We start from the raw sequence: 15,378 nt of genomic DNA on the forward strand, positions 1-15,378 counted from the left end.
CGATAGCCTGATCATGTGGATTCATTCAGCATGGCAGGACGGTTTATGTCTGGCGATGCAAGCAAACTACTCAGGCTGATCAATAATCCTGCGGCGAAACCATGCACATGGCCTGCTTTGATACCTGCGATGGCATGTACATCGAGCGCAATCTGTATGGCGACTATCAGGCCTGCAAACCATGCCATTTTATTGCGCGGCAGTAAAATGAATACCCCGGCGCACAGGGCCATCAAAGCTTGTGATGAACCGTCTGTAACCAGGTCCGGGTAATACCAGACACTGGCAGCCTGGCCAGCAAGGCCGCCAATCAGATAGAGGCTGACCAGCAGCCGCCAGCCACGTGTGCGTTCCAAGGTGCTCGCCAATACAAAGATGCAGGTGGTGTTGAACAGCATATGCAGGAAATGTACATGCAAAAATTGCGACACCAGCAAGCGCCACCATTCATGCGTTGTAAATAGCTCGCCGGTTGCCGCGCCAAGCTGAGGTAGACGCAAGGACTTTTGCGAGGCAAAAAGAGATTGCTTGAAGTATAAGGCAGAGACGGCCCAAGCCATCAGTATCAGACTACTGATACAAACTGCTACGGGTGAGCTGATGACTATATTTTTCTGTTTCAATTAATCAGAGATTCCTAAATGAGATGGCAAGCTTGAATTGGATAGCAGAACTTACCATGAGTAGGTCAATCCGGCTGACTTGTCGATGCCTTTGTGCGTTGCGCCAAAAAAAGTGTTTGCCTTTTTCTCTTCCTTATTTGATTATATGCGCAAATAGTATTATTTGTGCCTGATCAAATTCAAATCGCTAAAACTGTGCTTAAAAAAGCTTTATGCTGGTTGGTGTGGTAAAGCATACTGACCAGAATGAACGAAGTATCTCATTGGAAAGTTTCAGCCTCATGTCTATCCAAGTCAAAAAATCTGGTCTGTTGCGTCGTGCGCCTGAAAATTTTCTGGATGCGCCTTTGCGTCAAGCCATCAATGAACATGGCTTGAATGACGAACGGCGTGGTTTTTTGCGAAAAAGTTTCGCTGCTGCCACGGCGGCACTGGCATCTGGTGTGGCGATGGCCAGGCCGGGCAGCATGCCAGAAGGTGATGGCGACCCGCTGATACTGAATTTGCAGGAACATGCAAAGTCACTGGGTAATCCTGTCGTCATGCAGGCTTATGGCCAGCCATCCAGATTCGAAACCAATCTGCAACGACGGCAATCACCCGGCTTGACTCGGGTATCGCAGGCTTCCGTCTCATTTGCACCCTTGCAAGGCTTCTTCGGCATCATTACCCCCAGTGGCCTGCATTTTGAACGCCACCATCAGGGCTGGATAGATATCGACCCGGTCCAGCATCGTTTCATGATCAACGGTCTGGTACGTGAAGCCAAGGTTTACACCATGGACGACCTGATGCGCCTGCCCTCGGTATCGCGCATGCACTTCATAGAATGCGGCGCGAATAGCGCGACCGAATGGGGCAATGTCGCCGTACCCACGATGCAGTACACGCATGGCATGCTGAGCTGTTGCGAATTTACCGGCGTGCCTTTGTCAATCTTGCTGGATGATTGCGGCATAGACCGCAAGAAAGCCAAATTTGTGCTGGCAGAAGGGGGTGATGGTTCTGCCATGACGCGCACGATTGATATTGCCCGCGCCATGGATGACGTCATCGTCGCTTACGGTATGAATGGTGAAATGCTGCGACCAGAAAATGGTTACCCGCTGCGCCTGGTGGTGCCAGGTGTGCAAGGCGTGTCCTGGGTCAAATGGCTGCGCCGCATAGAAGTTGGCGACCAGCCGTGGGCGACCAAGGATGAGGCTATCCACTATATCGATCTGCAACCGGATGGCATGCACAGACAATATACATCGGTACAAGAGTGCAAGTCGGTTATCACCACACCGTCCGGCGGGCAAATGCTGCTGGAAAAAGGTTTTCACAATATCACCGGCCTGGCTTGGTCCGGACGTGGCAAGGTCAAGCGCGTGGATGTCTCTGCTGATGGTGGTCGTAGCTGGCGTACCGCCAGGCTGGAAGGGCCGGTACTAGGAAAATGCCTGACCCGCTTCAATATCGACTGGAACTGGGATGGTACCCCGGCCATCCTGCAATCGCGTGCGATGGATGACACTGGTTATGTACAACCCAAGATCGCGCAATTGCGCGCAGTGCGTGGTACTCGTTCGATTTATCACAACAATGCCATCCAGTCCTGGAAAATCAACGAAGATGGCGAGGTCAGCAATGTACAAGTGGCCTGAGTTGAGCATACTGAGCAAAGCCTTAGGTGTACTGGTACTTACGGGCATCAGCCTGACAGCCAGTGCGGATAACTACTCCGGCATAGGCAGGGCTGCCACACCCAAAGAAGTGGCGGCTTGGGACATCGATGTGCGGCCGGACTTCAAAGGTTTGCCCAAGGGGCGTGGCAGTGTTGATCAGGGCCAACAGGTATGGGATGGCAAATGTGCATCCTGCCATGGCACCTTTGGTGAATCGAACCATGTGTTTACCCCCGTCGTCGGCGGCACCACCAGGGAAGATGTCAAGAATGGCCGGGTCGCTGCATTGACTGGCAATAGCCAGCCGCAGCGCACTACCCTGATGAAGGTGGCAACCGTTTCCACGCTATGGGATTACATCAATCGCGCCATGCCCTGGAATGCCCCCAAGACGCTGACGACGGATGAAGTGTACGCAGTGACTGCTTATATACTCAACCTGGGTGGCATTGTCGCTGATGACTTTGTCATGTCAGATGCAAACATCGCCGACGTACAACAGCGCATGCCAAACCGCCTGGGGATGAGCCAGCAGCATGGGCTATGGCAAACCACCGGCAAGCCCGATGTGAAGAATGCAGCCTGCATGAAAGACTGCATCAGGGAAGTGAAAATCACTTCTGAGTTACCGGTCTTTGCGCGTAGCGCCAATGGCAACCCGGCCGAACAAAATCGCACGGTCGGTGCGGTACGGGGTGTGGACCTGAACAAGGCCGCCGTCATCAAAGTCAGCCTGCCTGTCACCGATGAAGGTTTGAAACTGGTCAAGCAATACGCCTGTGTTGCCTGCCATGGTATTAAGGATAAAATTGTCGGCCCCGGCTTTGCCCAGATTGCAGAAAAATACAAAGCGGACGCCAACGCAGAAACCACTCTGACCAAAAAAATCAAGGCCGGTGGCAGCGGTGCCTGGGGTGATATTCCCATGCCACCGCAAGGCCAGGTCAAGGATGGCGAGATCAAGACCATGCTGAACTGGATTTTGCGACAATAATTCAACATGGATTTTGCAGGTATGTCACGTCGACGGAAGGAATTCGCGTTAAGCTATATAGAACAGGTTCAAATCAGTAAATGGCATCATCAGGTAAATGCTCACTCAGGAGACAGCAATGAAGCAGGCAATCAAGATCAATGATGACGGTCAGCAGCGCCGTGATTTTTTACGCATTTCCACCATATTTGGCCTGGCCTTTGCCGCCGGCTTGCTGAAACCATCTGATGTATTTGCCGCCGAATGGCAAGCCAAGGCGTTTGAAGCCAAGAGCCTGCAGGATGCGTTTGCCGCCTTGGGTGCAGGCAGCCCGGCTGTCAGCGCAGACATCGCTATCGTCGCGCCAGACATTGCCGAAAACGGTGCAGTTGTGCCAGTCAGCGTTAGCAGCAAAGCCGCCAATACGGATTACATCGCGATTCTGATAGAGAAAAACCCGAACGCCATGTCAGCGGCTTTTACTATTCCAGAAGGGACAGAAGCCTCCGTCAGCACCCGCGTCAAGGTAGGCGAAACATCGAATGTGCATGCGCTGGTGAAGGCAGATGGTAAATGGCTGGTGGCTTCGAAAGAGATTAAGGTTACTCTAGGTGGCTGTGGCGGGTGATGCCTGTAAAAACCCATTTCTCGGGCACATAGCTGCGTTGCAAATGCTCGCAATACCGACGTATTGCTGCGCTTTGCGCCTTGCTCTGCATCCCGATAAATGAGTTTTTGAAAAATCGACACGGACTGATATCTACATCACGGTAGACATTCGCAATACTTGGCATGGCTCTATTGCGATGTAAATAAATTGTAGGGTTTGTAAATTCAAAGTATTGTTACAGGCAATTAAAAAAGGAGACATCATGGGCGATCCTATGCGTATTCGGGCAGTGGCTACTGGCGACGTTGTTGAAGTAAAAGTGCTGATGCGTCACGATATGGAAACCGGTCAGCGTAAAGACCTGGAAGGTAAGGTCGTACCTGCACATTTTATCAAGACCCTGCAAGCTAAATGGAAAGACAAGCTGGTGCTGGATGCGCAGTTTGGTCCTTCAGTTTCCAAAGATCCTTTCCTGTCCTTCAAGTTCAAGGGTGGTGTCAAGGGCGATAAAGTGTCGGTAACCTGGATAGATAGCAAAGGTGACCAGCGTAGCGATGAAGCAGCCATAAGCTGATAAGGAAACCCCATGTCACGTCTTGCTCTCAAATCACTGTCCTGTATGCCGCTTTGTGTCATGCTGGCATGTTCTGTATGGTTGTCTGCGCAGGCCCAGACCGCCACCCCATCCTCAAGCGATGAAATCGCCAAATACCGGCAAATGCTGGCTGATGGCAACCCGGCTGAATTATGGGAAATGCGTGGGCAGGAACTCTGGCAAAAAAAACTGGGCCCGAACCAGCAATCGCTGGAGCAATGTGATCTCGGTAAAGGCCCCGGCGTAACCAAGGGCGCGTATGCAGAATTGCCGCGTTACTTTAAAGACACCAGCAAGGTCATGGATCTTGAGCAACGCCTCATGCATTGTCGTATCAACTTGCAGGGCCTGACGCGCGAGCAAGCCAGCAAGACGCCTTTTGGCTCTGCTGGCAATCCTTCCGATATCGAAGCCCTGGTTGCTTTTCTGACGGCAGAATCGCGTGGCATGAAACTGGCTATCAGTACCAAACATCCGGCAGAAAAGCAGGCCTATGAAATTGGTAAAAAGATTTTTTATTACCGTGCCGGCTCCCATGATTTTGCTTGCGCATCTTGCCATTCTACCGATGGCCAACGCATACGCCTGCAAGACTTGCCTAACCTGAACAACAAGGAAAATGCCCAGGCCGCCTATTCAACCTGGCCTGCTTACCGTGTTTCGCAAGGCGAAGTCCGCAGCATGCAGCACAGGTTGAATGATTGCTTTCGCCAGCAGCGCTTCCCTGTGCCTGATTACGCTTCAGACACCATCACTGCATTGACCATGTTCCTGGCAAAATCTGCCGATGGCGCGGTCATGAATGCACCTGCCTTAAAACGCTAGACGCTGAGGGACTACGTATGAAAAATTTACGCTTACACCGTATCAGTGTCTTTCTGGTGGCAGCTGGTTGTATGACACCGGTTCTTGCTGCCGAACCTGATTATGCCAAGGCCGCGCTGGACATGATGAAGGCTGACTTCAAAGCCAAAGGCCCTGCCACCATGGAACGCATGGTGCAGCAAGATGAAGCCCAGGCACTATGCAGCGCCAATCCGCAAGGTTTAAAACCCCAGCAGGCAAAAAAACTGGAACAGGCCCAACTGGCTTCTGTCAAATATCCGGCTGACGGTCAGTATATGGGCGACTGGAAGAACGGTGAAAAAATTGCCCAGAATGGCCGTGGTATGCAATCGTCCGATGCCATGGGTTCGGTCAATGGCGGCAATTGCTATGCCTGCCATCAGATGAGCAAGAAGGAAATTTCTTTCGGCAATATCGGGCCATCGCTTTACCAATATGGCAAAACACGTGGCAGTAGTCCAGAGGTAGTGAAATACACCTGGGGCAAAATTTATAACGCGCAAGCGTATAGCGCTTGTTCCAGGATGCCACGGTTTGGGCATAACGGGGTGTTGACTGAGGCGCAGTTGAAGGATGTGATGGCGTTGTTGCTGGATGTGGAGTCGCCGGTGAATAAGTGAGCGGTTTAGCGTCGTCGGCCTGGCTTGACTGCGTTGGAAGCCTGGGTTTTTTAACGTCACTCTGACCTGAATTACGTCGCTCCAGCGAAGGCTAACGGGTGTTCGGAATAATGTTCTTGACAAAAAATGACCAGGAAATCCCCTCCCTTTCAAGGGGAGGGTTAGGGTGGGGATGGGTTTCGGCCGATTAACGATAGATGAATTTACGTCGGAAACCCCTCCCCGTCCCACCTGTCCACTGCTCAGCTTGCAAGCTGCTTAGATTCTGTCGGCACAAAGCATGCTTTGTGAAACTCCGACATCATCCCTTGAAGGGGAAGGGCTTAGAAGGTAGTTTTTGGCAAAGAAATATTAGTTTGAAAATTAAGTCTTTGATGAAGAGAAATTGCTACAACGGTGCCGAGCTCTTGAGGCTCAGAACTAGTCAAGATAATTATTCCGGACAGTAGTGAGCGTAGGCTGGAGACCAGCGGCGTTTTTTGCATACTTGAGTTGTTATCAAAGCGATTGTCCTTCGTAGGCACAAGCCGGGTCTCGGCCCGGCGGCCGAATTCCTTTCTTTGCTTCGCCAAAGAACGGAATCAAAGAAAGGCGACCGCAGACTCGCTCCCTGCGGGAGTGCCCATTTATGTAGTGCAAAAAATGGGAAGGTCCGAAACTCGCTTCGCTCAGACATCGGCCCTTCTTATTCCATTTTCTGCACTACACAAATGGCTTCGTCCCAAGCGGATTAAAGTCAAAGACAACAGCAACGTCAAAAGCAGCATCAAGAACAAAAGCAGCTTCAAGAACAAAAATAAGGTCAAAACCAGCAGCAGACCCCAAGGTCAAAATCCACATCAAAAACCACACCATCAAAAACAGAAAGCAAAAACATCATGGGTCTGAATCGTCGTGATTTTTTACAGGTAATGGCCATTGCTGCCGCTGGCGGCATGCAGATTGATGCGCAGGCGGCCTTGGCGAATCCTGCTGCGGATAAACTGTACGATCTGCCGCGCTTTGGCAATGTCCATCTGATGCACTTCACTGATTGTCATGCGCAGTTGTTGCCGCTGTACTTCCGCGAGCCCAGTGTCAATCTTGGTATAGCTGCGGCTTTCGGTAAAAGCCCACATCTGGTGGGTGAACATTTGCTCAGGCAATTTGGCATCAAAGCGAATACACCAGAAGCGCATGCGTTTAGCTGCCTGAACTTTGAACAGGCGGCAGCGACCTATGGCAAGGTTGGTGGCTTTGCGCATTTGACGACATTGATCAAACGCATCAAGGGCAACCGGCCCGGCGCACTCTTGCTCGACGGCGGTGATACCTGGCAAGGTTCGGCTACAGCGCTGTGGACGCAGGGGCAGGATATGGTCGATGCCTGTTTGCAGATGGGGGTGAATGTCATGACGGCACACTGGGAAATGACCCTGGGTGACAAGCGCGTCAAGCATATCGTCGAAAATGATTTCAAGGGTAAGGTCGATTTTGTTGCGCAAAATATCCAGACCACCGACTTTGGTGACCCTGTGTTTGAAGCCTTTGTCATGAAAGAGATGAATGGTGTGCCAGTCGCCATCATTGGCCAGGCTTTCCCGTACACACCTATCGCCAACCCGCGCTATATGGTGCCGGAGTGGAGTTTTGGCATACAGGAAGAAAATATGCAAAAGACTGTCGATGCGGCACGCGCCAAGGGGGCGAAGGTCGTCGTGCTCCTGTCACATAATGGCATGGACGTGGATCTTAAAATGGCGACACGTGTGCGCGGTATTGACGCCATCCTTGGCGGCCACACGCATGACGGCATGCCTGCACCGGTCATCGTTGAAAACGGTGGTGGCAAGACCCTGGTGACGAATGCGGGCAGCAATAGCAAGTTTCTCGGCGTGCTGGATTTTGATGTGAAAGAAGGGCGCATACAGGGTTTCCAGTATCGCCTGTTACCCGTGTTCGCCAACTTCTTGCCAGCGGATGCAGAGATGCAGGCACTGATACAGAAAGTGCGTGCCCCGTATGCGGCCAAACTGGGTGAGAAACTGGCGATGACAGAAGGTACGCTGTACCGCCGTGGTAATTTCAATGGCAGTTTCGATCAACTGATCGTCGATGCGCTGATGGAAGTCAAAGGTGCAGAAATCGCCTTCTCCCCCGGCTTCCGCTGGGGTACATCGCTGCTGCCAAACAGCGCCATCACCATGGAACATCTGATGGACCAGACTGCCACCACCTATTCACATACCACCATGACAGAAATGAGCGGTGCCGCTATCAAGACCGTGCTGGAAGATGTGGCCGACAACCTGTTTAATCCTGATCCGTATTACCAGCAGGGTGGTGACATGGTACGCGTTGGTGGCTTGACGTATGCCATAGAGCCGGCAGCCGGCATGGGCAAGCGCATACAGGATATGCGCCTGAACGGCCAGCCATTGACGGATGGCAAAGCTTACAAGGTGGCTGGCTGGGCACCGGTGGCCGAAGGTGCAAAAGGAGACAAAGGTGAACCCGTGTGGGATGTTGTGGCGCAATGGCTGCGCACCCACAAAAAAATCAGCCCGCGTAAGCTGAATACACCCCGACTGATAGGTGTTGCGGGTAATCCTGGTCTGGTTTAATCCGTATTGGATAGCGACTTCGTTGACAGTTTGACGATGCTCACGGCCATTGCCGCACAAATCAGCAAAACACCAGCCAGCCGTATGACGTTTTCAGGGTTGCCACCCAGCCAGGCATGGTAATACAGCGGTAGTGTAAAAATTTGTATGATCATGGGAATGACAATGAACATATTGAAGATACCCATGTACACACCGGTGCGTTCTGCCGGTATGCTGCCTGCCAGCATGATGTAAGGGTTGCCCATGATGCTGGCCCAGGCCAGGCCCACCCCCAGCATGGGGATGAATAGCAGCGATGGCTTATGGATTGCCGGTATGCTGATCATGCACAAGCCTGCCAGCGTCAGGCAGACAGCATGGCTGACCTTGGGTCCAAAGCGGCGGGTGAATGGTACCAGGGCAAAGGCTGCGATGAAGGCGATGAAGTTATAGAACGCCCCTATTTGCCCGTTCAATAATCCCGCGTCTCTGAAGCCGACTGAACTGGGATCACTGGTACCAAATAGGGTACGGCCCAGTGACAGCATGATGTACTGCCAGTAGCAAAACATGGCATACCACTGGAACAGTTTGACCAGGGCAAGTTGACGCATGGTGGGTGGCATTTCCCTGATCGCCAGACCGATCTCGGCCAGGGTGGCGCGCCAGCCTGTGGCTTGCTTTTTGATCTGCGCCAGTTGATCTGGCGTCAAAGGAATTTCTGGCGAGGTTTTCAAGGTCCACAAGATGGAGGCAATCGAAAACACCGCGCCGGTAACAAAAGCGGCGATGACGATATGGGGAATATGATGGCTGTTGACGTTGTTGCTGTTCATGCCCGCTACCACCAGTATCGACGGCGTCAGGTAAGCCAGAGTTTGCCCCAGACCGGTGAAGGCGCTTTGCGTCAGGAAACCGACTGAGTGCTGGCTGGCATCAAGTTTGTCGCTGACGAAGGCGCGATACGGCTCCATGGTCACATTGTTGGCCGCATCAAGTATCCACAGCAAACCGGCTGCCATCCATAGTGTAGAACTAAAGGGCATGAGCAACAGACCCAGACTGCAGAGGATGGCACCGATCAGGAAGTAAGGCGTGCGACGGCCCCAGCGGCTGATGGTACGATCACTCATGGCACCGATCAGCGGTTGTACCAGCAAACCCGTAACTGGCCCGGCCAGCCACAAATAGGGCAGGCTGGCTTCATCTGCACCCAGGTAGGCATAGATGGGACTCATACTGCTTTGCTGCAGACCAAAGCTGAACTGTATGCCAAAGAAGCCAAAGTTCATGTTGATGATTTGCCAGAATGACAGGCGCGGTTTACTTACGCTCTGCTGGATATTCGCGGTGCTTGAATTCATTTGCCAGCTCCGCTGTGATTGGTGATGGCCGGGGTTTCTGCACTCCAGCGTTGTTGCCATCGTGCGTAGAACGCCATATCACTGGCAACCGCCCCCCGTACACCGCAAATACCTGTTGCAAATTCATGGGCACGCTGCAGGCTGATGGCCAGCGGCCAGTCGCGCTGCAATCCAAGCAAGAAGATGGCAGAGAAAGCATCGCCAGCACCAACGGTATCAACGATCTGTACCTGGGGTGGTTCTGTCGCACTGCGCAGGTAAAGTCCGGCCTTGTCCAGATACGCATAGCCGTGTTCACCCAGCGTGATCAGGATGGCTTGCAGGTCAAACAACTTGATCAGCGCTGAGGCGTGTACTTGTAATTTGGTGTCGTCAGGCTGGTGATTGGCATCCGGCCTGATCTTGTTCAGGTAAATTTCTGCCAGTATCTGCAATTCTTCTTCATTCAGTTTGAGTATGTCGGCACATTGCAGCGACTGTTCTATGCTTGTCAGACTATATTGCATGGCACGTAAATTCAGGTCCAGGTATTTGACGGCACGGGTTTGTTGTAGCAGGCTATACAGCGCTGCGCGCGACGTGGCGTGTCTTTGCGCCAGCGTGCCAAAGTAAAAAATACCCTGGTGGTGTAATGGACAGGTTTGCTGCATGGCCAGGACGGCAGTCTGTGCGTCGATATGATCGTAAGCCTGGTTGTTCAGTATTTCAAAGTGATGCGTGGCTTTGTTATTGTGATCTTCCTGGGTGACTTTGACGCGACCTGTAGGATGCTGCGGGTCGGTCTGCAAGCCTGATGTCGCCAGTTTGAAGCCTTGCATGTCGGCGCGTATCAGTGCGGCTGTCGGGTCATTGCCTACGCGTGAAATCATCAAAGGAGCGCACTCAAAATAGCCTAGCGTGCGGGCGACGTTGAAGGGGGCACCGCCAACGACAGGCTGATCGGGAAAGTCATCGATCAGGGTTTCGCCAAAAATGACGATGGGTCTACTGGTCATGCCTTTGCTCCCGGATTATTCTTCTGTGTCAGCCATAATTGCGCATACGCCGTCAAAGTCACACATGTACCGGCATCGAGTCTGTCCAATTGATTCAACCATGCCTGCGCAGGAATATCATAGCCTGCCAGCAGTGCATTGATATCAATACTGACATTGTTTTCTGAAAAATTTGCCAGATACAGCAAAGGCTGCTTCGTCGAACCGCGCATGAATGCCAGCACGGCAGGCGATGCAGGCGTTAGCAACTGACGTGGGGTCGCTGCAGCTAGCTGCAGCAATTGCCTGCGTACATGCAACATATGACACAGGGCGTCGAATACGGCTGCGGTATGACTGAGGCTGTCATGCCGCTGTTGATACAGGTTTTCATCCCAGGCTGGTCTGTGCAACCAGCGACTGTCGACTGCCTGTGCAGTGATGTGCTGATAGGCTGCATCATTTTCCTGCGCCAGTTCATCCCCCATGTAAATCAGGGGCATGCCACCAAAGCAAAAACTGAGGCCATACAACAGCAACAGGCGTTGCCTGGCCAGATATTTTTCTTCAGCGGTTTGTGCGCTGGTAAAACCAGTTAATGCTGATGCCATACCGACTGTTCCATGCACGGCGCCTGGGTCAGTGGCCTGGAAACTCTGGCCACGCGCATAACTGTCTTCACCGCTGTAAAAACGTGATACCCGGGCCAGTCTTTGTTGCACATCTTCGGCTTCAAGGCAGGCTTCCGGTCGTAATACATTCCAGCCTATATCGTCGTGACAGCGTACATAAGTCAGCCAGCTGCTTTGTTCTGGCAACGCGGGTGTGGCGGCAACTACATGGCGTATCAGACTGGTATCTTGTTCTGCCAGCGCTACCCAGGATGCTGCCATCAGGCTGCTATGATAGGCCAGGTGGCATTCCTTAATAATTCGCGTCTCGTCGTTGCTGCCGAGGTAGGCGGGCAAATCACTGGTTTCGACGATGGCTTCGGCTTTCAGCAATACGCCAGGTGCGGCGATGTCTACCAGGCTGCGCAAGGCTTGCAGGATTTGATGGGCTTCCGGCTGGTTCATGCATTTGGTGCCGGCACGTTTCCACAGGAATGCAGTTGAATCCAGGCGGAAGGCCTCGACTCCGCGGTTAGCCAGACGCAACAGGGCGGCGGTCATATCGGCAAACACGGCCGGGTTACGATAATTGAGATCCCATTGATATGGGTAGAAGGTAGTCCAGACCCAGGCCTGTATGTCGAGTACGTAGCTGAAATTGCCAGGGGCTACCTGAGGAAAGACCTGGCCCAGATGTTTTTCAAAGGCATCTGGTTCGCTGCGATCAGGGTAATGATAAAAATAATCGCGATAGCGGGCGTCACCATTTTTTGCCGCGATGGCCCACGGGTGATCATCGGCCACATGGTTGAGTATAAAATCAGAACACAGGCTGATGCCTGCTTTTCGCAAGGCATCACAGGTCTGTTCCAGGTCCTGCATGGTGCCGAAACGGGGTTCTATTGCATCAAAATCGGCTACCGCAAAGCCGCCGTCATTTTCACCAGCCCGCGCCTTCAAAAACGGCAACAGATGCAGATAGGTCACTCCCAGTTCCTGCAAGTGCGGGATACGTTGTTGCACCCCTTTCAAGTCACCAGCAAAACGGTCGACATAACAGCAATAGCCGAGCATGTTTTCTTTGGTGAACCATTCTCTGTCTTCACTTCTTTGCTGATCCAGCTCCAGCAATAGGGCGGGGCGCTGGGCAATGCTGTTGCCTGCCATGCAAAGCAGGTCCATCAGCCACAATGCAAACGCATGCTCATCGGCGAATTTTTTTGCATACAGGTGTTGCAGGTCTTGATACAGGACAGGGAAGTGTTGCTGAAATCTGTTGCTGACGCGCTCGCGCATGCCGGATGGCATAGTGGGTGACATGCCGGCGAGCAGGCTTGCTAAAAAACGGTCGGTAGTGAACGGTACTGACATGATGCAGGCTGGGCCTTAGAAAAACAGATAAGGAGAAAATGGCTCCCTCTACATATTGGAGATGTAAAGGGAGCCCAAGTGCTACCAGGGACTTGTTCTGGAAGCGTGGAGGGAACTACTGCGCCTCTCAACTCAAACTGATGTTGCGCTATGATCCCCCACGTTCCCTAGGCACGGGGGCGACGATGTTCGCTGCGCCCCAACGTGACAATTAAAAACTGTACTTCAACGATGCTCTGATACTTCTGCCATTGATGGACCTGGCCGCGTGTCCGTCGCCTTCCACTTCGGTGTAGCCTATGTTGTTCGTCAGGTTATTGATGCTCAACGACAGTTGAATCTGGTCGTTGATACTGTAATTGACGAAGGTGTTCAGGACATGGAAGGAAGGCAAAATCAGGGTGTTGGCGTCGTCACCGTAAGATTTGCTGGTACCTATCAGGCTGGCGCCGAAGACGGCATTGCCCATGGTGTAGGTGGGTGCTATTTGATAGGTGTAACTGGCCTGGCGACGCGGGGTCTTGCCGATGACTGACTTGTCATTGGCCGCAGTGATGCTGGCATTGGTATAGGTCAGGCCACCAGTCACACGGAAGGCATCGTAGCGATAGCTAGATTCAATCTCTACACCCTTGGCATCATAGTTATTGGCCGTGAATTTTTGGGTTGTTGCTTCAAAATTCGATTCTGCTGTCTTGGCCTGGAACAGGGTCACAAAGCTGCTGAAGTTGCCGGCTTTCCATTTCACGCCTGCTTCGGTTTGCTTGACAATATTCGTGCTGATCGGTGTAGTGCCGTCAAGTGGATTGCCAAACATGATGCGGTCGGCGTTGAAAGCGATACCTTCACTGATGCGGGCGAACACTGCAATATCCTTGGTCACGCGATAGTTGGCACCGGCAGAGTACGATGTATGGTTGACGCCATAGTTGATGAACCTGGTATTGGCAGCAAGGTATCTTTGGTTGACGGCCTGGTTGAAGGTGCCGCTGGCGTCTTGCTTGTCATAGCGCAGGCTGCCATCCAGGTTCCAGTTGCCACTTTCCCAGCCCAGGTTGACGTAGGCGGCATTGGTTTTATATTGCGCATCGATATTGCGGTTGCAGCAGCCGCCAAATACGTCGGTACCTTGTGCCAGCAAACCAGGTGAACCGGCGATAGTGCCGTTTGAATTAAGCAGGGCAGGCTGGTCGCCGCTAGCCTGCATCAGGTATTGATTAAAGTTCCAGGTCACGCCCAGGTTTTGCAGTGATGAATACCAGCCTACAGTGGTAGCAAATTTACCGCTGCTGGTTTCAAATACCTTGGACAACTTGATGTCATTGACGGTGCTGCCCAGATCATCAATCGAGGTATTGAATACGGTGGCAGTAAACGCTGCACCAGTGTAGGCCTTGCCCGCATTGGGGCCGGTGGCGTAGCTCATATTCGTTGCGGCCTTGCCGCTGACACTTGCATCAGCCGGGAAGATGGAAATGAAGCGGCCGGTATTGGTGGATTTGCGGAATTTTTCATCCAGCGTCCAGCCATCGGCAATTTTCAGGGATGCTTCGGCACCAAAGGCATTATTGACGACATGCAGGCCATCATTCACATTGGTCGAGATTTTATTATTATTACTGTCCAGGACAATATCACGCGTCCAGTAAGGTGAATAAAAACTGGCAGTGCGCGGGTCTATGCCAGGTAATTCAGAGATATTGCCATTCACTGTACGGACTGGTACCGGCATATTCATAGGCGTCTTGTCATCCAGATGTTTGATGCTCAGACGCAGATAGCCGTTGTCCAGTTCTTGCGTGATATTTGCACGCAGTTGACCGCCATCTTCCGCAGTGACACCGGCAGGGCGGGAGCTATCGCCATTGCGGTAAAAGCCGGCCACGAAAATGCGGGTCTTGTTAGACAAAGCAGCGCCATAATCAAAATCAAAGCGGGTCTGGCTAAAATCGACACCCTTGCTGATGCCTATGCTGCCACCGGTTTCTTTGCCGTTCTTGCTGATGAAGTTGATGATGCCGCCTGGCGAATTGGTGGCCATGGTGGATGCCGTACCACCACGTACCACTTCCAGATGGCTGAGGCTACCGTCGGCACGCAGATACATGTCTGGCGTGACAAAGGCGATATCGCCGAATTGCAGCAGCGGCAAGCCATCTTCCTGGAACTGCACATAACGCGCACCACCGGCAGAGATAGGCACACCGCGCTCCGTCAGATTGGCATTGCCTTCACCACCCGATGATTCAGAACGCACACCGGGAATGGCACGCAAAATTTCAGCCGCATTGGTCGGTGCCGATTGCGCGATCTGGTCCGCATCCAGGGTACTGATGGATACACTGGCCTTCATCTTCGATGTGCCTGTAGGTGTGCCCGTCACGATGACGGAATTCAGGTTCAGGGAATTTTTTTCCTTGTCTTGTGCAGGTGCTATATCTTGTGCCCACACGGTATTCATTTGTAGTAATGCCAGGGAAATGACGCTGGCCATACGCGTCATCTTGATATGTGATGATTTCATTGCTGTCTCCGCTTT

At 52.4% G+C, this 15,378-nt stretch carries 13 protein-coding genes; 7 read left to right on the top strand and 6 right to left on the bottom strand.

What is annotated here, in order from left to right:
- Positions 1-11: 11 nt before the first annotated feature.
- On the bottom strand, positions 12-500 hold the full coding sequence (locus ACO0LM_RS05640) for a rhomboid family intramembrane serine protease (protein ID WP_423035079.1): 489 nt from the start codon (positions 498-500) through the stop codon (positions 12-14).
- Positions 501-904: 404 nt separating this feature from the next.
- Here ACO0LM_RS05640 and soxC point away from each other — a divergent pair, with 404 nt between their 5' ends.
- The 6 genes from soxC to soxX all read left to right on the top strand — a co-directional run bounded on the left by soxC (position 905) and on the right by soxX (position 5,934).
- On the top strand, positions 905-2,269 hold the full coding sequence (soxC, locus tag ACO0LM_RS05645; RefSeq protein WP_423035081.1) for a sulfite dehydrogenase: 1,365 nt from the start codon (positions 905-907) through the stop codon (positions 2,267-2,269).
- The gene (locus ACO0LM_RS05650) at positions 2,253-3,284 is read left to right on the top strand and encodes a c-type cytochrome (protein WP_423035083.1); all 1,032 of its coding nucleotides are present in this window, start codon (positions 2,253-2,255) and stop codon (positions 3,282-3,284) included. The genes soxC and ACO0LM_RS05650 overlap by 17 nt, the downstream gene beginning before the upstream one ends.
- Positions 3,285-3,402: 118 nt before the next feature.
- The gene (gene soxY, locus ACO0LM_RS05655) at positions 3,403-3,891 is read left to right on the top strand and encodes a thiosulfate oxidation carrier protein SoxY (RefSeq protein ID WP_423035085.1); all 489 of its coding nucleotides are present in this window, start codon (positions 3,403-3,405) and stop codon (positions 3,889-3,891) included.
- 244 nt (positions 3,892-4,135) lie between these two features.
- Complete coding sequence (gene soxZ / locus ACO0LM_RS05660) at positions 4,136-4,447, top strand: thiosulfate oxidation carrier complex protein SoxZ (RefSeq protein ID WP_422983165.1); 312 nt, start codon at positions 4,136-4,138, stop codon at positions 4,445-4,447.
- 12 nt (positions 4,448-4,459) lie between these two features.
- Positions 4,460-5,293: a sulfur oxidation c-type cytochrome SoxA gene (soxA, locus tag ACO0LM_RS05665; protein WP_423035087.1), complete on the top strand. Its 834-nt coding sequence runs from the start codon at positions 4,460-4,462 to the stop codon at positions 5,291-5,293.
- Positions 5,294-5,364: 71 nt separating this feature from the next.
- Entirely contained in the window at positions 5,365-5,934 is a 570-nt protein-coding gene (soxX, locus tag ACO0LM_RS05670; protein WP_423035264.1) for a sulfur oxidation c-type cytochrome SoxX, read from the top strand.
- A 702-nt stretch (positions 5,935-6,636) separates the two neighbouring features.
- On the opposite strand, the gene ACO0LM_RS05675 is transcribed toward soxX, so the two are convergent.
- Complete coding sequence (locus ACO0LM_RS05675; RefSeq protein ID WP_423035089.1) at positions 6,637-6,774, bottom strand: hypothetical protein; 138 nt, start codon at positions 6,772-6,774, stop codon at positions 6,637-6,639.
- 44 nt (positions 6,775-6,818) lie between these two features.
- On the opposite strand from ACO0LM_RS05675, the gene soxB reads away from it, so the two are divergent.
- Positions 6,819-8,537: a thiosulfohydrolase SoxB gene (soxB, locus tag ACO0LM_RS05680; protein ID WP_423035266.1), complete on the top strand. Its 1,719-nt coding sequence runs from the start codon at positions 6,819-6,821 to the stop codon at positions 8,535-8,537.
- Here the strand turns inward: soxB and ACO0LM_RS05685 are convergent.
- The 4 genes from ACO0LM_RS05685 to ACO0LM_RS05700 form a co-directional block, all read right to left on the bottom strand.
- Positions 8,534-9,883: an MFS transporter gene (locus ACO0LM_RS05685; protein WP_423035091.1), complete on the bottom strand. Its 1,350-nt coding sequence runs from the start codon at positions 9,881-9,883 to the stop codon at positions 8,534-8,536. The two genes, soxB and ACO0LM_RS05685, sit on opposite strands and share 4 nt — an antisense overlap.
- Positions 9,880-10,878: a PfkB family carbohydrate kinase gene (locus tag ACO0LM_RS05690; protein ID WP_423035093.1), complete on the bottom strand. Its 999-nt coding sequence runs from the start codon at positions 10,876-10,878 to the stop codon at positions 9,880-9,882. Before ACO0LM_RS05690 ends, ACO0LM_RS05685 begins: the two co-directional genes overlap by 4 nt.
- Positions 10,875-12,839: an alpha-amylase family glycosyl hydrolase gene (locus ACO0LM_RS05695; RefSeq protein ID WP_423035095.1), complete on the bottom strand. Its 1,965-nt coding sequence runs from the start codon at positions 12,837-12,839 to the stop codon at positions 10,875-10,877. Before ACO0LM_RS05695 ends, ACO0LM_RS05690 begins: the two co-directional genes overlap by 4 nt.
- A 211-nt stretch (positions 12,840-13,050) precedes the next feature.
- The gene (locus ACO0LM_RS05700; RefSeq protein ID WP_423035097.1) at positions 13,051-15,363 is read right to left on the bottom strand and encodes a TonB-dependent receptor domain-containing protein; all 2,313 of its coding nucleotides are present in this window, start codon (positions 15,361-15,363) and stop codon (positions 13,051-13,053) included.
- Positions 15,364-15,378: the final 15 nt, after the last annotated feature.

Origin of the sequence: Undibacterium sp. Di26W, assembly GCF_049340265.1 — a bacterium.
Taxonomy (GTDB): domain Bacteria; phylum Pseudomonadota; class Gammaproteobacteria; order Burkholderiales; family Burkholderiaceae_D; genus Undibacterium.